Source organism: Streptomyces sp. NPDC017095, from assembly GCF_044332325.1.
Lineage (GTDB): Bacteria > Actinomycetota > Actinomycetes > Streptomycetales > Streptomycetaceae > Streptomyces.
The window spans coordinates 461,297-477,143 of sequence record NZ_JBIROU010000002.1 but is presented as its reverse complement, the minus strand read 5'-3'; the positions used below and the strand labels follow the sequence as shown (position 1 = coordinate 477,143).

General features: G+C 73.7%; 12 protein-coding genes. 9 read left to right on the top strand and 3 right to left on the bottom strand.

The genetic code is table 11. From position 1 onward, the window contains the following. The first annotated feature begins 91 nt into the window (after positions 1-91). Positions 92-511 (top strand): hypothetical protein, encoded by a 420-nt coding sequence (locus ACH4OA_RS05135; RefSeq protein WP_397967700.1) that lies wholly within the window; start codon positions 92-94, stop codon positions 509-511. 108 nt (positions 512-619) lie between these two features. On the opposite strand, the gene ACH4OA_RS05130 is transcribed toward ACH4OA_RS05135, so the two are convergent. Together ACH4OA_RS05130 and ACH4OA_RS05125 are read right to left on the bottom strand one after the other, a co-directional pair. Further along, positions 620-1,408: a phosphatase gene (locus tag ACH4OA_RS05130; protein ID WP_365874368.1), complete on the bottom strand. Its 789-nt coding sequence runs from the start codon at positions 1,406-1,408 to the stop codon at positions 620-622. Between the two features lie 69 nt (positions 1,409-1,477). Then, positions 1,478-3,154: a helix-turn-helix domain-containing protein gene (locus tag ACH4OA_RS05125; protein WP_397967698.1), complete on the bottom strand. Its 1,677-nt coding sequence runs from the start codon at positions 3,152-3,154 to the stop codon at positions 1,478-1,480. A 176-nt stretch (positions 3,155-3,330) separates the two neighbouring features. Here ACH4OA_RS05125 and ACH4OA_RS05120 point away from each other — a divergent pair, with 176 nt between their 5' ends. The 5 genes from ACH4OA_RS05120 (at position 3,331) to ACH4OA_RS05100 (ending at position 9,007) form a co-directional block, all read left to right on the top strand. After that, positions 3,331-4,788, top strand: a complete 1,458-nt coding sequence (locus ACH4OA_RS05120; protein WP_397967697.1) for a sodium:solute symporter — start codon at positions 3,331-3,333, stop codon at positions 4,786-4,788. Between the two features lie 65 nt (positions 4,789-4,853). Beyond that, positions 4,854-5,834 (top strand): agmatinase, encoded by a 981-nt coding sequence (gene speB / locus ACH4OA_RS05115; protein WP_365880951.1) that lies wholly within the window; start codon positions 4,854-4,856, stop codon positions 5,832-5,834. Further along, positions 5,831-7,516: a thiamine pyrophosphate-binding protein gene (locus ACH4OA_RS05110; RefSeq protein WP_397967694.1), complete on the top strand. Its 1,686-nt coding sequence runs from the start codon at positions 5,831-5,833 to the stop codon at positions 7,514-7,516. The genes speB and ACH4OA_RS05110 overlap by 4 nt, the downstream gene beginning before the upstream one ends. A 134-nt stretch (positions 7,517-7,650) precedes the next feature. Beyond that, on the top strand, positions 7,651-7,917 hold the full coding sequence (locus ACH4OA_RS05105; RefSeq protein ID WP_397967693.1) for a hypothetical protein: 267 nt from the start codon (positions 7,651-7,653) through the stop codon (positions 7,915-7,917). Between the two features lie 169 nt (positions 7,918-8,086). Continuing rightward, complete coding sequence (locus tag ACH4OA_RS05100) at positions 8,087-9,007, top strand: serine hydrolase (protein WP_397967690.1); 921 nt, start codon at positions 8,087-8,089, stop codon at positions 9,005-9,007. Positions 9,008-9,250: 243 nt separating this feature from the next. Here ACH4OA_RS05100 and ACH4OA_RS05095 read toward each other — a convergent pair whose 3' ends face one another. After that, a complete protein-coding gene (locus ACH4OA_RS05095; protein ID WP_397967689.1) occupies positions 9,251-9,778 on the bottom strand; it encodes an EF-hand domain-containing protein in 528 nt (175 codons plus the stop codon). Positions 9,779-10,026: 248 nt separating this feature from the next. Here ACH4OA_RS05095 and ACH4OA_RS05090 point away from each other — a divergent pair, with 248 nt between their 5' ends. From ACH4OA_RS05090 to ACH4OA_RS05080, 3 genes are all read left to right on the top strand, one after another. Continuing rightward, positions 10,027-10,542, top strand: a complete 516-nt coding sequence (locus ACH4OA_RS05090) for a hypothetical protein (RefSeq protein ID WP_397967688.1) — start codon at positions 10,027-10,029, stop codon at positions 10,540-10,542. Then, complete coding sequence (locus tag ACH4OA_RS05085; protein WP_397967686.1) at positions 10,539-11,618, top strand: cobalamin-independent methionine synthase II family protein; 1,080 nt, start codon at positions 10,539-10,541, stop codon at positions 11,616-11,618. The genes ACH4OA_RS05090 and ACH4OA_RS05085 overlap by 4 nt, the downstream gene beginning before the upstream one ends. A 429-nt stretch (positions 11,619-12,047) precedes the next feature. Next, positions 12,048-15,767: an ABC transporter ATP-binding protein gene (locus ACH4OA_RS05080; RefSeq protein ID WP_397967684.1), complete on the top strand. Its 3,720-nt coding sequence runs from the start codon at positions 12,048-12,050 to the stop codon at positions 15,765-15,767. Positions 15,768-15,847: the final 80 nt, after the last annotated feature.

Genomic DNA, 15,847 nt, shown 5'->3' with positions numbered 1-15,847 from the left:
GCGCCGCATCCTCCTCAGGAGCCGCGGCGACGGCCATCACCTCGCCCTTCCCTCCGGGGAACCGCGAGAGACGATGATGGAAGGTATTCCCATGCGATCACAGCGCACGAGGCGTCTTGTCGCGTTGTCCGCCTCCGGCCTGCTGCTGGCCGGCGGTGCCGCGATCGGCACCGCCGGAACGGCCGCCGCCTCGGAACACAGCGGCGACAGTTCCTACAGCCAGAACCACGGCGGCTGGTGGAACAACGACGACGACGACTACGGCCGCGGCGACCACGGCGGTGGCTACGACAACGGCGGCTACGGCGACAACGGCGGCTATGGCGGTGACCATGGCGGCGGCTACGGCGGCGACCACGGTGGCGGTGGCGACCACGGCGGTGGCGGTGGCGACCACGGCGGTGGCGGTGGCGACCACGGCGGCGGTGGCGGCGGTCACGGTGGCGGCGGTGGCGGTGGCCACGGCGGCGGCGGTGGCGGCGGTCACGGCGGTGGCGGTGGCGGTCACTGATCCGTCCCGGATCCGACACGGTGTGCGGCCCCGTTCGCGGGGCCGCATCCCCCTTTTCCCGCGCTCAGTCAGGGTTTCCCGGACTCAGGCCGAGAGCCTGCCGGACCGTCAGGACAGACCCGCCTCGGCCAGCAGGAACGCCGTCATCGGGTCGTAGTGGCGCGGGCTGACCACGTGGTCGTCGAGCGGGACGACCACCTGCACCGTCCCCTCGGCCTCCGCGAGGAACAGCGCCGGGTCGTTGCAGTCGGCGTACCCGACGGAGTCGACGCCGTGCTGTCCCGCGTACCCGGCCCAGCCGTGGTCGGCGACCACCAGGTCGGGCAGCGCGCGCCCGGCGCGCTCCAGCCCGGTCAGGATGGCCCGCATCGGCTCCCCCGAGTGGGTGTGCCACAGCGTCGCCCCGTGCTCCAGCACGGCCACGTCCGCGAACTGCATGACGTAGCCCTCGTCCGTCTGCAGCCCCTCCGGGATGACGACGATCTCGCAGCCGGCGGCGCGCAGCGCGGCGGCCGTGGCCCGGTGCACGTCCAGCAGCCCGCCCGGGTGGCCGGTGGCGAACAGCACCCGCTGCCGGCCCGCGGCCGCCTTGCGCAGCCGGGCCGCCATCCGCTCCAGCGCGTCCACGGTCAGTTCCGGGTCGATGGTGTCCTGCCCGTGCCGGTACTCCGGGTCGTCGTTGACGCCCACCCGCTCGGCCATGACCGCGAGCACGTCCTGCTCGTCCGTCCAGCGGTCGCCCAGCTCCAGGCCGAGCCAGAAGGTGCGGACACCGTTGGCGAGCTGGCGGTAGTGGGAGAGGTTGTTCTCGCGGGGCGTGGCGACGTCCCCCGCGATACGGGTGCGCACCAGATGGTCGACGAGCTGGGCGCGGCTGGGTGTCCCGGATATCGGCATGGCTCCCATTGTGGGGCAGCGTGCCGCGCGCGTCCTCGGCATATCGCCCGCTGGGACGGGCGTCACGCCTCAGCCCCGCCGCAGCGCGAACCACAGCTCCATGCGCGTGTCCGGGTCGTCCAGATCGGTCTCCAACAGGGCCGCGCAGCGGGCGATGCGCTGCCGCACGGTGTTGCGGTGCACGCCCAGTGCCACCGCCGTACGGTCCCAACTGCCGTGCAGCGACAGCCAGGTGCGCAGGGTCTCGGCGAGCGCCTCCCGGCCGGCGAGCGGGGCGAGCAGCGTACGGGCGTGCGTCTCGGCCTCCGCGGGCGGCACCAGGTCCGCCAGCGCCGGCCGGACGGCGTGCCGCAGCAGCGGGACCCGGGTGGCGCGGGCCCGGGCGAGCGCGCGGGCGGCCTGGGTGTCGGCGGCCGGCCACTCGCGCGGCCCGGCCGGGGCGCTCACCCCGAGCGTCCAGCCCGGCTGCGGCCGCGGCGCCCGGCCGGCGGGCACCAGCACCCGTACGACGTCCCGGGCGAGGTCGACCAGCGGCGAACCCAGGGCGGCGCCGAGCGCGGACGCGGCGACCGGGTCCGGCGCCTGGCCCTGCGGCCGGGCGTGCACGACGAGCCAGGGCCCGGTCCCGAGCAGCGGCGCCGCCTCCTCGGGCGCGGCGCCCAGCAGCAGCCGCACCAGCGCGGAGGACCGGGCCGCGCCGGCCCCGCTGTGGTGCTCCCCGGTCAGCAGCGCCAGCAGGACGGCGGCGACCGAGGCGATGGTGTGGTCACCGGGTTCGCGCCGGTCGCCGGCCACGCCGAGGACGAAGCCCTCGCCGGCACCGAGGGCGTAGACGGCGAGGTGAGCGGTCCCGAAGGCGGCCGTGGCGGACGCGGGACGGGGCCGGGCGGCGGGAGCGGCCGGGGGAGTTGCGGGCGGGGCGCCGGGCGGCGGGGTGGGCCGGGACGCGGATGCGGGCGGGGAGGCGGGCCGGGGTGCGGGTCTGACTACGGCGGACAGATCCGCCAGGGCCGTGCGCAGGCCCTCCGGAGCCTCCGGGCCCGCTCCCGCGACCTCCGTGCCGTCGGGGCCGTACAGCACCGCCCGGCCGCCGAGGTGCCGGGCGAGCCGGCGCAGCACCGAGGGCACCGGGTCCGGCCGGGAGGCGGCCGCGGCCAGACCCTGCTGGGCCTCGGTGACCCGGCGCAGCTCGGCCAGCCGGGCCTGGGCCATGAGCTGCCAGACCGCGCGGGCCACCGCCGAGAACGTGGTCTGCGGCGGGACCTCCAGCAGCGGCAGGCCGTGCCGGTCGCAGGCGGCGGCCAGCGCGGGCGGGACCGTGTCGTGCACCGGCGCCACCCCGAAGCCGAGGGCCGCGCCGCCGGCCGCCACGATCCGGGAGACGTAGCCGTCGAAGTAGTCGCCCGGCCCCGGCACCGGCACCGGCCGGCCGGCGGCACCCCGGCCGCCACCGGCCCCCGCGGGAAGGTCCGGGCCGGTCGCCGCCGGGAGGTCCGTCCCGTCCGGGCCGGCCCCCGCCGGGATGTGCACCCCGGCCGTGAGCAGCAGTTCGCCGCCCAGCAGATACGGATAGGGGTCGGCCATCTCCGAGGTGTGCGCCCAGTGGATCACGGTGTCCGGGCCCGCCGGCCCGGCGATCTGCCGCAGGGCCAGGTCCTCGCGGGCCAGCAGCGCCTGGAGCGGCACCGGCGGGGTCGGCGGGACGGCGGGGGCGGTCGTCTCCGGCATGGTGTGCCATCCCTCCATCCCACCCCGTCCCTATGGATGAAACGTACACTTCGCAGTCGCTTTCCGGCCACCTACTGTCAGGGGGAGCACGGCAGCCGCGGGTACGGGCGGATGTCCCCGCGAGCCGCTGCCGGCACCACACCGAAGCAGCTGCACGACACGCCACCGGACAGTGCGCGAAGGAGGACCGCCCCATGGCCGTCGACTACACCGTGATCGTCGTCTATCTCGCCGGCATGCTGGCCATGGGGTGGTGGGGCATGCGCCGCGCCAAGTCCAAGAGCGAGTTCCTGGTGGCCGGCCGCCGGCTGGGCCCCGCCCTGTACTCCGGCACCATGGCGGCGATCGTCCTCGGCGGCGCGTCCACCATCGGCGGCGTGGGCCTCGGCTACCGGTACGGCCTGTCCGGCGCCTGGATGGTCTTCACCATCGGCCTCGGACTGCTCGCCCTGTCGGTCTTCTTCTCCGCCCGCGTCTCCCGCCTGAAGGTCTACACCGTCTCCGAGATGCTCGACCTGCGCTACGGCGGCCGGGCCGGCCTGATCTCGGGCGTGGTCATGTGGGCGTACACCCTCATGCTCGCGGTGACCTCCACCATCGCCTACGCCACCATCTTCGACGTGCTGTTCGACGTGAACCGCACGGTCGCGATCATCCTCGGCGGCGCGATCGTCGTGGCGTACTCCACCCTCGGCGGCATGTGGTCCATCACGCTGACCGACATGATGCAGTTCGTCGTCAAGACCATCGGCGTGCTGCTCCTGCTGCTGCCCATCGCGGTCGTCAAGGCGGGCGGCTTCGGCGCGATGCGGGACGAGCTGCCGGCCGGCTACTTCGACCCGCTGGGCATCGGCGGCCAGACGATCTTCACCTATGTGCTGATCTACACCTTCGGCATGCTGATCGGCCAGGACATCTGGCAGCGCGTGTTCACCGCCCGCAGCGACCGCACCGCCCGGTGGGGCGGCACGGTGGCCGGCACCTACTGCCTGGCCTACGCCCTCGCCGGCGCGGTGATCGGCACGGCCGCCAAGGTGCTCTACCCGCACCTGGGCAGCGCCGACGACGCCTTCGCCACCATCGTCAAGGACGAACTGCCCGTCGGCGTGCGCGGCCTGGTGCTGGCCGCCGCCCTGGCCGCCGTGATGTCCACCTCCTCCGGCGCCCTGATCGCCTGCGCCACCGTCGCCAACAACGACATCTGGTCGCGGCTGCGGGGCCTCGCCCGGCGGTCCGGGGAGCACGACGAGGTCCGGGGCAACCGTGTCTTCATCCTGGTCATGGGCCTCGCCGTGATCGGCACCGCGATCGCGCTGAACAACGTGGTCGAGGCGCTCACCGTGGCCTACAACCTGCTCGTCGGCGGCCTGCTGGTGCCCATCCTGGGCGGCCTGCTGTGGAAGCGCGGCACGGCCGGGGGCGCGCTGGCCGCCGTCGCCGTCGGCGGCCTGGCCGTCATCGGCCTGATGGCCGGCTACGGCATCCTCGCCAACGAGCCCGTCTACTACGGCCTGTTGGCCTCCCTCGCGGCCTACGTCGTGGTGTCCCTGGCCACCAGGCCCACCGACGAGGCGGTCCTCGCCGCCTGGCGCGAGCGCCTCGCCGGACGGTCACCCGAACTCCCGTCCGAAGCGGTCCCGGCTCACCAGTAGAGTCGTATGACAAGAAGTACAAGCAGTACATGCGCGACGAAGCGCAGGAAAGAAGGCATTCCGCTATGAGCAGCAACGAGACGCCCCGCGGCCCCGTCGACTCCTCCCGCGTCCCGCGCTACGCCGGCCCCGCCACCTTCGCGCGGCTGCCCCGCCTGGACGAGGTCGGCACCGCCGACGTCGCCGTGGTGGGCGTGCCGTTCGACTCCGGCGTCTCGTACCGGCCGGGCGCCCGCTTCGGCGGCAACGCCATCCGCGAGGCGTCCCGGCTGCTGCGCCCCTACAACCCGGCGCAGGACGCCTCGCCGTTCGCCCTCGCGCAGGTCGCCGACGGCGGCGACATCGCCGTGAACCCGTTCAACATCAACGAGGCCGTGGAGACGGTCGAGGCCGCCGCGGACGACCTGCTCGGCACCGGCGCCCGGCTGATGACCCTCGGCGGCGACCACACCATCGCCCTGCCGCTGCTGCGCTCGGTCGCGAAGAAGCACGGCCCGGTGGCCCTGCTGCACTTCGACGCCCACCTGGACACCTGGGACACCTACTTCGGCGCCGAGTACACCCATGGCACCCCGTTCCGGCGCGCCGTGGAGGAGGGCATCCTCGACACCTCCGCCCTCTCCCACGTCGGCACCCGCGGCCCGCTGTACGGCAAGCAGGACCTCACCGACGACGAGAAGATGGGCTTCGGCATCGTCACCTCGGCGGACGTCTACCGCCGCGGTGCCGACGAGGTGGCCGACCAGCTCCGCCAGCGCATCGGCGACCGCCCGCTGTACATCTCCATCGACATCGACTGCCTGGACCCGGCGCACGCGCCCGGCACCGGCACCCCGGAGGCGGGCGGCATGACCTCCCGCGAACTGCTGGAGATCCTGCGCGGGCTGGCGTCCTGCAACCTGGTCTCGGCGGACGTGGTGGAGGTCGCGCCGGCGTACGACCACGCCGAGATCACCTCCGTCGCGGCCTCCCACACGGCGTACGAACTGACCACCATCATGAGCCGCCAGATCGCGGCGGCCCGGAAGGCCCCGGAGGCGAAGTGACCCACGACCACGACCTGGTACTCCGCCCGACGCCGGCGCAGATCACCGCCGCCCTGAACCCTCCCGGGGGGCGCAACGGCGGAGACCTGGTCGTGGAGACGCTGGCCGGGCTCGGCGCGACGACCGTCTTCGGCCTGCCCGGCCAGCACGCCCTCGGCATGTTCGACGCCCTGCGCCGCTCGGCGCTGCGCTATGTGGGCCTGCGGGTGGAGAACAACGCGGGCTTCGCCGCGGACGCGTACGGCAGGGTCACCGGCGAGGCGGCCCCGCTGCTGCTCTCCACGGGCCCGGGCGCGCTGACCTCGCTGGCCGCGCTCCAGGAGGCGGCGGCGGCCAGCGCGCCCGTCCTGGCGATCGGCAGCCAGATCCCGGTGGCGGGCCTGGGCGGGGCCCGCAAGGGCTACCTCCATGAACTCCCCGACCAGTCGGCCGCGTTCCGGGGTGTGGTGAAGTCGGTTCACACGGTCCGCAGCCAGTCCCAGATCCCCTCCGCCATCGCGGCGGCCTGGAAGTCGGCGCTGACGGCACCGCACGGCCCGGTGTGGGTGGAGATCCCGCAGGACGTGCTGCTGGCTCCGGCCGCGCTGCCGGTGGTGACGGCGATGGACGCCACCCCGGACGAGCTGGTCCCGCGCCCCGAACTGACGGCGCTGGCCGCCCACTTGCTGTCGCACGCGGCCCGCCCGGCGATCATCGCGGGCGGTGGGGTCGTACGGTCGGACGCCTCGGGGAAGCTGCGGCTGCTGGCGGAGAAGCTGACCGCGCCGGTGGTGACGACGTTCGGCGGCAAGGGCGCGTTCCCCTGGCACCACCCGCTGTCCCTGCAGTCCTGGCTGGAGGACCGCCACACGACCGACTTCCTGGAGGACGCCGACGTCCTGCTGGTGGTCGGCTCGGGCCTCGGCGAACTGTCCTCGAACTACCACACGTTCGCGCCCCGGGGCCGGGTGATCCAGATCGAGGCCGACCTCGGCAAGCTGGAGTCCAACCACCCGGCGATCGGCATCCACGCGGACGCCCGCCTGACCCTCCAGGCCCTGCTGGAGACGGCACAGGACCGCCCGGACGAGACGGCACCGGAGCGGGTGCGCGAGCTGCTGGCGAAGGTGGCGGCCCGCATCGACGGGCAGGACCTGACCCTGGAACAGCACGTGCTGTCGGCCGTCCGCCGCGCACTGCCCGCCGGTTCCCCGTCCTTCTGGGACATGACGATCCTGGCGTACTGGGCCTGGTCGGCGTTCGACGCGCAGGGCCCGAACCTCATGCACTCCGCCCAGGGCGCGGGCGGCCTCGGCTACGGCTTCCCGGCGGCCCTCGGCGCGGCGGCGGCCGACCCGACGCGCCCGGTCCTGGCGGTCTCCGGCGACGGCGGTGCCCTCTACTCGATCGCCGAACTGGCCACCGCCAAGCAGTACGGCCTCCCCGTCACCTGGCTGATCGTCGACGACGGCGGCTACGGCATCCTCCGCGAGTACATGACGGACGCCTTCGGCCAGGCCACGGCGACGGAACTCACCCGCCCGGACTACGTGGCCCTGGCGGAGTCGTTCGGCGTCCCGGCAACCCGCGCCACCCCGGAAACCCTGGAGGAGTCCCTGTCCGAGGCCCTGTCCACCCCGGGCCCGTCGGTGGTCGTACTCCCGGCGGTCTTGCGGATGTTCGCCCCGACACACCTGGACTGATCACCGGTCGGCAGCCCCAACGCACCGCGAGCGCACCGGCGAGGGCCGGGCAGCGGCCCTGCTCGTCCGGCCACCGCCCGTTTCGGCGACGGCCGGACGAGGGATGACCAGAGGTGAGCGAAGGAGGGGCGGGGATGAGCAGCCGGGAATCTGAGCGGCAGCCCGAACACCAGCGCATCGCCGAAGCCCGCAAGGGGGCCGGGGTGTTCGTGCGGGACTTCCGGCCTATCCGCCGCCGGGGCATCGAGCGGCTCGCGCGGGAGGGGTGGGCCGAGGGGCGGTCCGTCTGGTCCACCGACATCGGGGACCGGGAACTGGACGCCCAGGGACTCGCGGTCGAGGTCAACGAGATGGTGCTGGACGCGTCGGCCTACGTGCTGGAGTACGACTTCGAGGCGTGAGCCGGGCCGCTCCGGCGCCGTACCGCAGTCGCGCGTTCCCCGGGCAACTCCCGTTTCTCGAACGCGCGTGCAACTATCGAAGCCTCTGGTGAGTCACCTCTTGTAGCGCACGGGTGCGCTCAACGGCGTTCAGGGGGACGCCCGTACGAACCTCCAAGGGGACTTTTCCATGACTCACCGGATCTCCGGCCGGACCGGCGCGCTGGCCGCCACCGTCAGCGCCGCGCTGCTCATACCGGCCGTCGCCGCCGCCACCCCGGCCGCCGCGGCGACACCGGCCGTGGCCTGTACGTCCGCCAAGGCGGGCCTGGCCACCAAGCTGAAGAAGGACATCACGGCCGCCCTGGCGAACCGCAAGGGCACCGTCGCGGTCGGCCTGTACGACCGCAGCACCGGCACCACCTGCACCCTCCGGGCCACCAGCGCCTACGACTCGGCCAGCACCGTCAAGGTCACCGTGCTCGCCACGCTGCTGTGGGACGCCAAGAAGCACAACCGGTACCTGACGAGCACCGAGCAGTCGCTCGCCAAGGCCATGATCACCCAGTCCGACAACAACGCGACCAGCAAGCTGTGGAAGCAGCTGGGCCTGACGAAGATCAAGGGCTTCCTGACGGCCGCCAAGATGACCAAGACCGTGCCGGGCACGGGCGGTTACTGGGGTCTGACCCAGGAGAACGTCAACGACGAGCAGAAGCTGCTGAAGCTGATCACCGCCAAGAACAGCGTGCTCAGCGACAACTCCCGCGCCTACATCCTGAAGCTGATGGGCCAGGTCGTCTCCTCGCAGCGCTGGGGCACCCCGGCCGGCGCCCCGTCCTCCGTCTCCGTGCACGTCAAGAACGGCTGGCTCCAGCGCTCCACGCACGGCTGGCGGGTGCACAGCCTGGGCACCTTCAAGGGCGCCGGCCACGACTACATGATCAGCGTGCTCACGCAGGACAACGCCACCATGAACTACGGCGTGACCACCATCCAGAACGTGGCCAAGGCGATCCACAAGGACCTGGTGCCCGCCACCTCCGGCGTCACCCGCTACACCCCGACCAGCGAGCCGCGCGAGGCGTTCGTCGCCGCGCCGCGGGGCTGACCCTTCACGAGGCGGCTTCCCGCACGCCACCGGCCGCTCCCAGGGGGCGGCCAGGTGCCTGAGCACCGTACTCGCCGGCCTCGCCGCCGGCCCGGCGGCGGTCGACTGCCCGACCGCCGCCGGACCCGCCGCCTCCGGGCCCGCCACCGCCCCGGCCCGCCGTGCCGCTCCCCACACGTCGTCCTCGACCGCGTCTCCGACGCGCCCGGCAAGACGGCGGACGGCGGACGGCGTACGAGGGCCCTACGCCGGCAGCCTCTCCGCCCCCGCCGCGCTGTACAGGGCGCTGCCCATGGGGGAGCCGTCGCCGGTGACGTGGGCGCGGATGGACGCGATGTAGTCGTCGCGGCCGACGCGGCCGTCACCGTCGGCGTCCAGGGCCGTGAACGCCGCTTCCGCGTTGGCGGCCGGGTTGTTCAACGCGGTGCGCAGGGCGGTGAACTCGGCGAGGCCGAGGGCGCCGTCGTGGTCGGTGTCGGCGAGGTCGAAGAGCGCGCCGAGCACGGGCGCGCAGACGGTGTCGAACGCTTCGGCGCCGGCCCATGCCGTGTACTGGTCGAAGGCCAGCCTCCCGTCGCCGTCGGCGTCCATCGACTCCCAGGCGCGCTCGCCGAGGGTGCGCGCGGTGACGACGGCCGGGTCGTCCTGGTCCAGCCCCATGGCACGCGCCACGTTCGTGGTGCGCGCCAGGTACTCCTCCCGGGAGACGATGCCGTCGCCGTCCGCGTCCAGCATGGCGAAGACGAGCTGCTGCGCGGCTGTCTGGTTCATCGTGGTTCCTTCCGTCGTGGCGTCGGGTGTGAGCGCACCGCATGACGCATTGGTTGTCCTCTCCCTCCGCCTGCCGATCAAGACGCCATCCGGGGGGCGCGGAGGCGTCTTCGCACGCGTGCCGCGCGTCGCGCGCGGGTGGCGTGCTTCAAGGAGCCGGCGCCGGCAGATACGGGCGTGGGTAGAAGCAGCCTTTGTGGAAGATCGCAATCCGTGGAGGGTGGATGTTCGGCAGACACAGCACTGCGGTGGCAGTCGGTTCCCTGGCCCTGGTGGGCTCGACGGTGGTGTGGGCCCCGGCCGGCCAGGCCCATGAGCCCGTGCGTACGGAGGGCGTGGTGTGCACGGGCCCCAGCACCAGCACCTACGATCCGCCCCTGGGCCTGTTGCCCCAGCAGACCCACGTCCGGACCCAGGCGAGCTACACCTGCGGGATCGCCCCCGGCCGGACGGTGCCGGCCACCGGCCTTATGGAAGGGACCTCGCCCGGGGCGTCCTGCGTCACGGTGAACAGCCCGCGCCTGGAGGAGGTCGTCCGCTACGCCGACGGGAAACGGTCCTCGATCGTGTACGACAGCAGCACCAGCATCCGGGTCGCCGGCGTCCTCGTGGTCAGGCTGTCGGGCCGGGTCGTCGAGGGCCGCGGTGCGGGGCTGTCGGCGCACCGGATCGTTGCCGCGCTCCCCAGCGAGCTGCCCACCGCCTGCCTGCTGTCCGGGCTGCGGGGCAGCGGTGGTGAGGCGCAGCTGGAGATCCTGCCGTGAGCGGGGCCTCGGCGGGCATCCCCACCGAACCGATCGGCAGTCTCCCCCGGCCCGCCGAGCTGCTCGCCGCCATGGCGGACCACGCCGCGGGCCGGATCGGCGACGACGACCTCGCCGCCGCCCAGGACCGCGCGGTGGGCGACACCGTCCGCCGTCTGGAGGAGCTCGGCTCCCCGGTCGTCACCGACGGCGAACAGGCCAAGCCCAGCTTCGCCACCTACCCCCTGACCGGTCTGAAGCACCTCGCGCCCGACGGCGTGGTCATCCCGTTCGCCGACGGACACCATCGGCGGCTGCCCCGTCTGACGGCCGGACCCCTGCGCTACGGCGTGTACGCCGACCGCTACCTCGAAGCGGCGCTCCGGCACGCGGCCTCCCCGGTGAAGCAGGCCGTCATCGCGCCCTCCGCGCTCAGCCTCCTCTACCCGCCCGACGGCATCGACGGCTACCCCCGCGAAGCCTTCCTCGACGACCTCACCAACGAGGCCGAGACGGACATCCGCCGGTGCCTGGACGCCGGAGCCCACCGCGTCCAGATCGACTTCACCGAGGCCCGTCTCGCGCTGAAGATCGACCCGAGCGGAAGCCTGCTGGAACAGTTCATCGCCCTCAACAACCGGGTCCTGGCACGCTTCTCCGCCACCGAACAGACCAGGATCGGCATCCACACCTGCCCCGGCGGCGACCAGGACTCCACCCACAGCCTGGACGTCGACTACGCGCTGCTGCTGCCGGCGCTCCTGAAGCTGGAGGCCGGCGCCTTCTACGTCCAGCTCGCCGGCGAGCGGGACCCGGACCGGGTCCTCGCCGTGCTCGCCGAGCACCTCCCCGACCGCGCGCACGTGTTCATCGGCGTCATCGACCCGATCGACCCGCGGATCGAAACGCCCGAGGAGGTGCGCGACCGGGTCCTGGCCGCCGTCCGTCACCTGCCGCCGGACCGCCTGGGCACCTGCGACGACTGCGGTTTCTCCCCCTTCGCCGACGACACCTCCACCTCCCGCGACACCGCCTTCGCCAAGATCAGGGCCCGCGTCGAAGGCACCGCCCGGGCGGCCCGCGAACTCGGCGTCTGACCTGAGCGAAGGCCCCCGCGGTCACCGCAGCCGGCCGGTGACCGCGGGGACCCGCGTCACGACGGCCCGTTGGTACGACGGCTTGCACGACCCCTTGGTGTCGTGCGGGCCGTCGCCGGCCGAGGAGCCGCGGCGACGGGTCCGCCAGCGGCAGGCGCCCCGAGCGTCGCCCGACGGAGCCGCAGCGGCAGATGCGCCACCCGCAGGCGCCCCGAGCGTCGCCCGCCGACGGTCACCGGCCGTGACGGCGAGGGCCGCCCGAAGGCCGCCGTGGTGAGCGACGGCAACCAGGACCCGGCCCAGACGACCAGGTCTGCTTCCTGCGGTCCGCCTCCGACCGCGGCCGGCGCAATTGTTGCGGAGGGATGAAATCCGCATCCGCCGGCGTTGGTGCCTTCCGGTAGACCAGGTCGACAGGGAGGCACCCGCGTGGCAGCGCAACGGGGATGGGCACGGCGGCTGGCGGGGTACGCCTGGCGGTATCCGAAGGACGTCGTCCTCGCCCTCGGCTCCTCCCTCGCCGGCATGGCCGTCATGGCGGTCGTCCCGCTGATCACCAAGGTGATCCTCGACGACGTGATCGGCGACCACAGCCGCCGCATGGGCCCCTGGGCCGGTGCCCTGGTCGGCGCCGCCGTCCTCGTCTACGCCCTCACCTACGTCCGCCGCTTCTACGGCGGCCGGCTCGCCCTGGACGTCCAGCACGACCTGCGGACCGCGATGTACGGCACGATCACCCGGCTGGACGGCCGCCGCCAGGACGAGCTGTCCACCGGGCAGGTCGTCGGCCGGGCCACCAGCGACCTCCAGCTGATCCAGGGCCTGCTCTTCATGCTCCCGATGACCATCGGGAACGTCCTGCTCTTCCTGATGTCCCTGGTGATCATGGCGTGGCTGTCGCTGCCGCTGACCCTGGTCGCGCTGGCCGTCGCGCCCGCCCTCGGCTGGATCGCCCGGCGCAGCCGCACCCGGCTGCACCCGGCCACCTGGTACGCCCAGGCGCAGGCCGCAGCCGTGGCCGGTGTGGTCGACGGCGCGGTGAGCGGCGTGCGCGTGGTGAAGGGCTTCGGGCAGGAGGAGCAGGAGACGAACAAGCTCCGCGAGGTCGGCCGCCGGCTGTTCGCGGGCCGCCTGCGCACCATCCGCCTCAACAGCAGGTACACCCCGGCGCTCCAGGCCGTCCCGGCGCTCGGCCAGGTCGCCATGCTGGCCCTCGGCGGCTGGCTGGCGGTGCGCGGGCACATCACGCTCGGCACCTTCGTGGCCTTCTCCACCTACCTGGCCCAGCTCGTCGGCCCGGTCCGCATGCTCGCGATGGTGCTCACGGTCGGCCAGCAGGCCCGGGCCGGCACCGGGCGGGTGCTGGAGCTGATCGACACCGAACCGTCCCTGGCGGACGGCACGAAGACCCTGCCCGCCGACGCGCCCGCGTCCGTCGAGTTCGACGACGTGACCTTCGGCTACGAGGACGGGCGCCCGGTCCTGGACGGGCTCGGCTTCGAGATCCGGCCGGGCGAGACCCTCGCCGTCGTCGGTTCCTCCGGTTCCGGGAAGTCCACCCTCGCGCTGCTGCTGCCGCGCTTCTACGACGTCACCCACGGCGCCGTCCTGATCGGCGGCCACGACGTCCGCGAGCTGACCCTGGACTCGCTGCGGGCCGCGATCGGACTCGTCCCCGAAGATTCGTTTCTCTTCTCCGACACCCTCCGCGCCAACATCGCCTACGGCCGCCCGGACGCCACCATGGAGGAGATCGAGGCCGCCGCCCGCGCCGCCCAGGCGGATCGTTTCATCCGAGAGCTGCCCGACGGCTACGACACCAAGGTCGGCGAGCACGGCCTCACCCTCTCCGGCGGCCAGCGCCAGCGTGTCGCGCTCGCCCGCGCCCTGCTCACCGACCCGCGCCTGCTGGTCCTGGACGACGCCACCTCGGCCGTGGACGCCCGCGTCGAGCACGAGATACACGAGGCGCTGAAGCAGGTGATGCGGGGCCGCACCACCCTGCTCATCGCCCACCGCCGCTCCACCCTGAACCTCGCCGACCGCATCGCCGTACTCGACGGCGGCCGGCTCGCCGACCTCGGCACCCACGAGGAGCTCCAGGAGCGCTCGGCCCTCTACCGCCGGCTGCTCACCGACCCGGACGAGCTGGGCGGCGCCTCCCCGGGCCCCGTCCGCCCGGCCGCGCCCGCCGAGGACACCTCCGTCCGCGAGGAGCTGGACGCCGAGTACGACGCCGAGCGCGGCGTCACGCCCCGGCTGTGGACCGGCGACCGCACCCCCAGGGACCCGGCCCTGGCCGGCACCCCGGCCACCCCGGACCTCCTCGCCCAGGTCGACGCGCTGCCGCCGGCCACCGACACCCCGGACATCGACGAGGGCCGCGCGGTCCTGCCCGAGGAGTCCTACGGCCTGCGCCGGCTGCTGCGCGGCTTCGGGCGTCCCCTGCTCGTCAGCCTGCTGCTGGTCGCCGTGGACGCGGGCACCGGTCTGCTGCTGCCGGTGCTGATCCGGCACGGCATCGACTCCGGTGTGACGAAGGCGGCCACCGGCGCGGTGTGGTCGGCCTCGCTGCTCGCCCTGCTGACCGTGCTGGCGCAGTGGGCCGCGCAGACCGGCGAGATCCGGAAGACCGGCCGTACCGGCGAACGCGTGCTGTACGCGCTGCGGCTGAAGATCTTCGCCCAGCTCCAGCGGCTCGGCCTGGACTACTACGAGCGCGAGCTGACCGGCCGGATCATGACGCGGATGACGACGGACATCGACGCCCTGTCGACCTTCCTCCAGACCGGCCTGGTCACGGCGTTCGTCTCGGTCGTCACCTTCTTCGGCATCATGGTCGCGCTGCTGGTGCTCGACCTCCGGCTCGCGCTGGTCGTCTTCGCGACCCTGCCGCCGCTGGTCGTGGCCACCTTCTTCTTCCGCCGGGCCAGCGTGAAGGCGTACGAGCTGGCCCGCGAGCGCGTCTCCGCGGTCAACGCCGACCTCCAGGAGACCGTGGCCGGGCTGCGGATCGTGCAGGCCTTCGGGCGGGAGCGGGACGGCGCGCGGCGGTTCGCCGAGCGCAGCGACGGCTACCGGCGCGCCCGCGTCCGCGGCCAGCGGCTGATCTCGGTCTACTTCCCGTTCGTGCAGCTGCTGTCCTCGGTCGCCGCGGCGGCCGTGCTGATCGCGGGCGCGGGCCGGGTGGAGGCGGCCACGCTCACCACGGGCGCCCTGGTCGCCTACCTGCTCTACATCGACCTGTTCTTCGCGCCCGTCCAGCAGCTCTCCCAGGTCTTCGACGGCTACCAGCAGGCCACGGTCTCGCTGGGCCGCATCCAGGAGCTGCTGCGCGAGCCGGCCTCCACCGAGTCCGCCGACGCGCCGCTCGACGTGCTCTCCCTGCGCGGCGAGATCGTCTTCGAGGACGTGCACTTCGCGTACGGCGACGAGGAGGAGGCTCTGTCGGGCGTCGATCTCAGGATTCCGGCCGGGCAGACGGTGGCCTTCGTCGGCGAGACGGGCGCCGGCAAGTCGACGCTGGTCAAGCTGGTCGCGCGGTTCTACGACCCGACCGCCGGACGGGTCACGGCCGACGGCACCGACCTGCGCGCCCTGGACCTGACCGCCTACCGGCACCGGCTCGGGGTCGTGCCGCAGGAGGCGTACCTCTTCCCGGGCACGGTCCGGGACGCCATCGCCTACGGCCGCCCCGACGCCACCGACGCCGAGGTGGAGGCGGCGGCCCGGGCGGTCGGCGCGCACGAGATGATCGCCCGGCTCCCGGGCGGCTATCTGCACGAGGTCGCCGAACGCGGCCGGAACCTCTCGGCGGGCCAGCGCCAGCTGATCGCGCTCGCCCGCGCCGAGCTGGTCGACCCGGACGTCCTGCTGCTGGACGAGGCCACGGCCGCGCTGGACCTGGCCACCGAGGCGCAGGTCAACCAGGCCACCGACCGGCTGGCGGGCCGTCGTACCACGCTGGTGGTCGCGCACCGGCTGACCACGGCGGCGCGCGCCGACCGGGTGGTGGTGATGGACCGCGGCCGGGTCGCCGAGGACGGCACCCACGAGGAACTGCTGGCCCGCGACGGCCGGTACGCCGAGCTGTGGCGGACCTTCGTCGGGCAGTCCGAACCGGAGGAGCCGGTCGGCGCGGCCCGCTGAGGCCGTGGCCGGCGGGCCGGACGGCCGGCGGCCGTGCAACCATCCGGTACCCCCGTGCGTCCGTACATCAGTACGGGCAC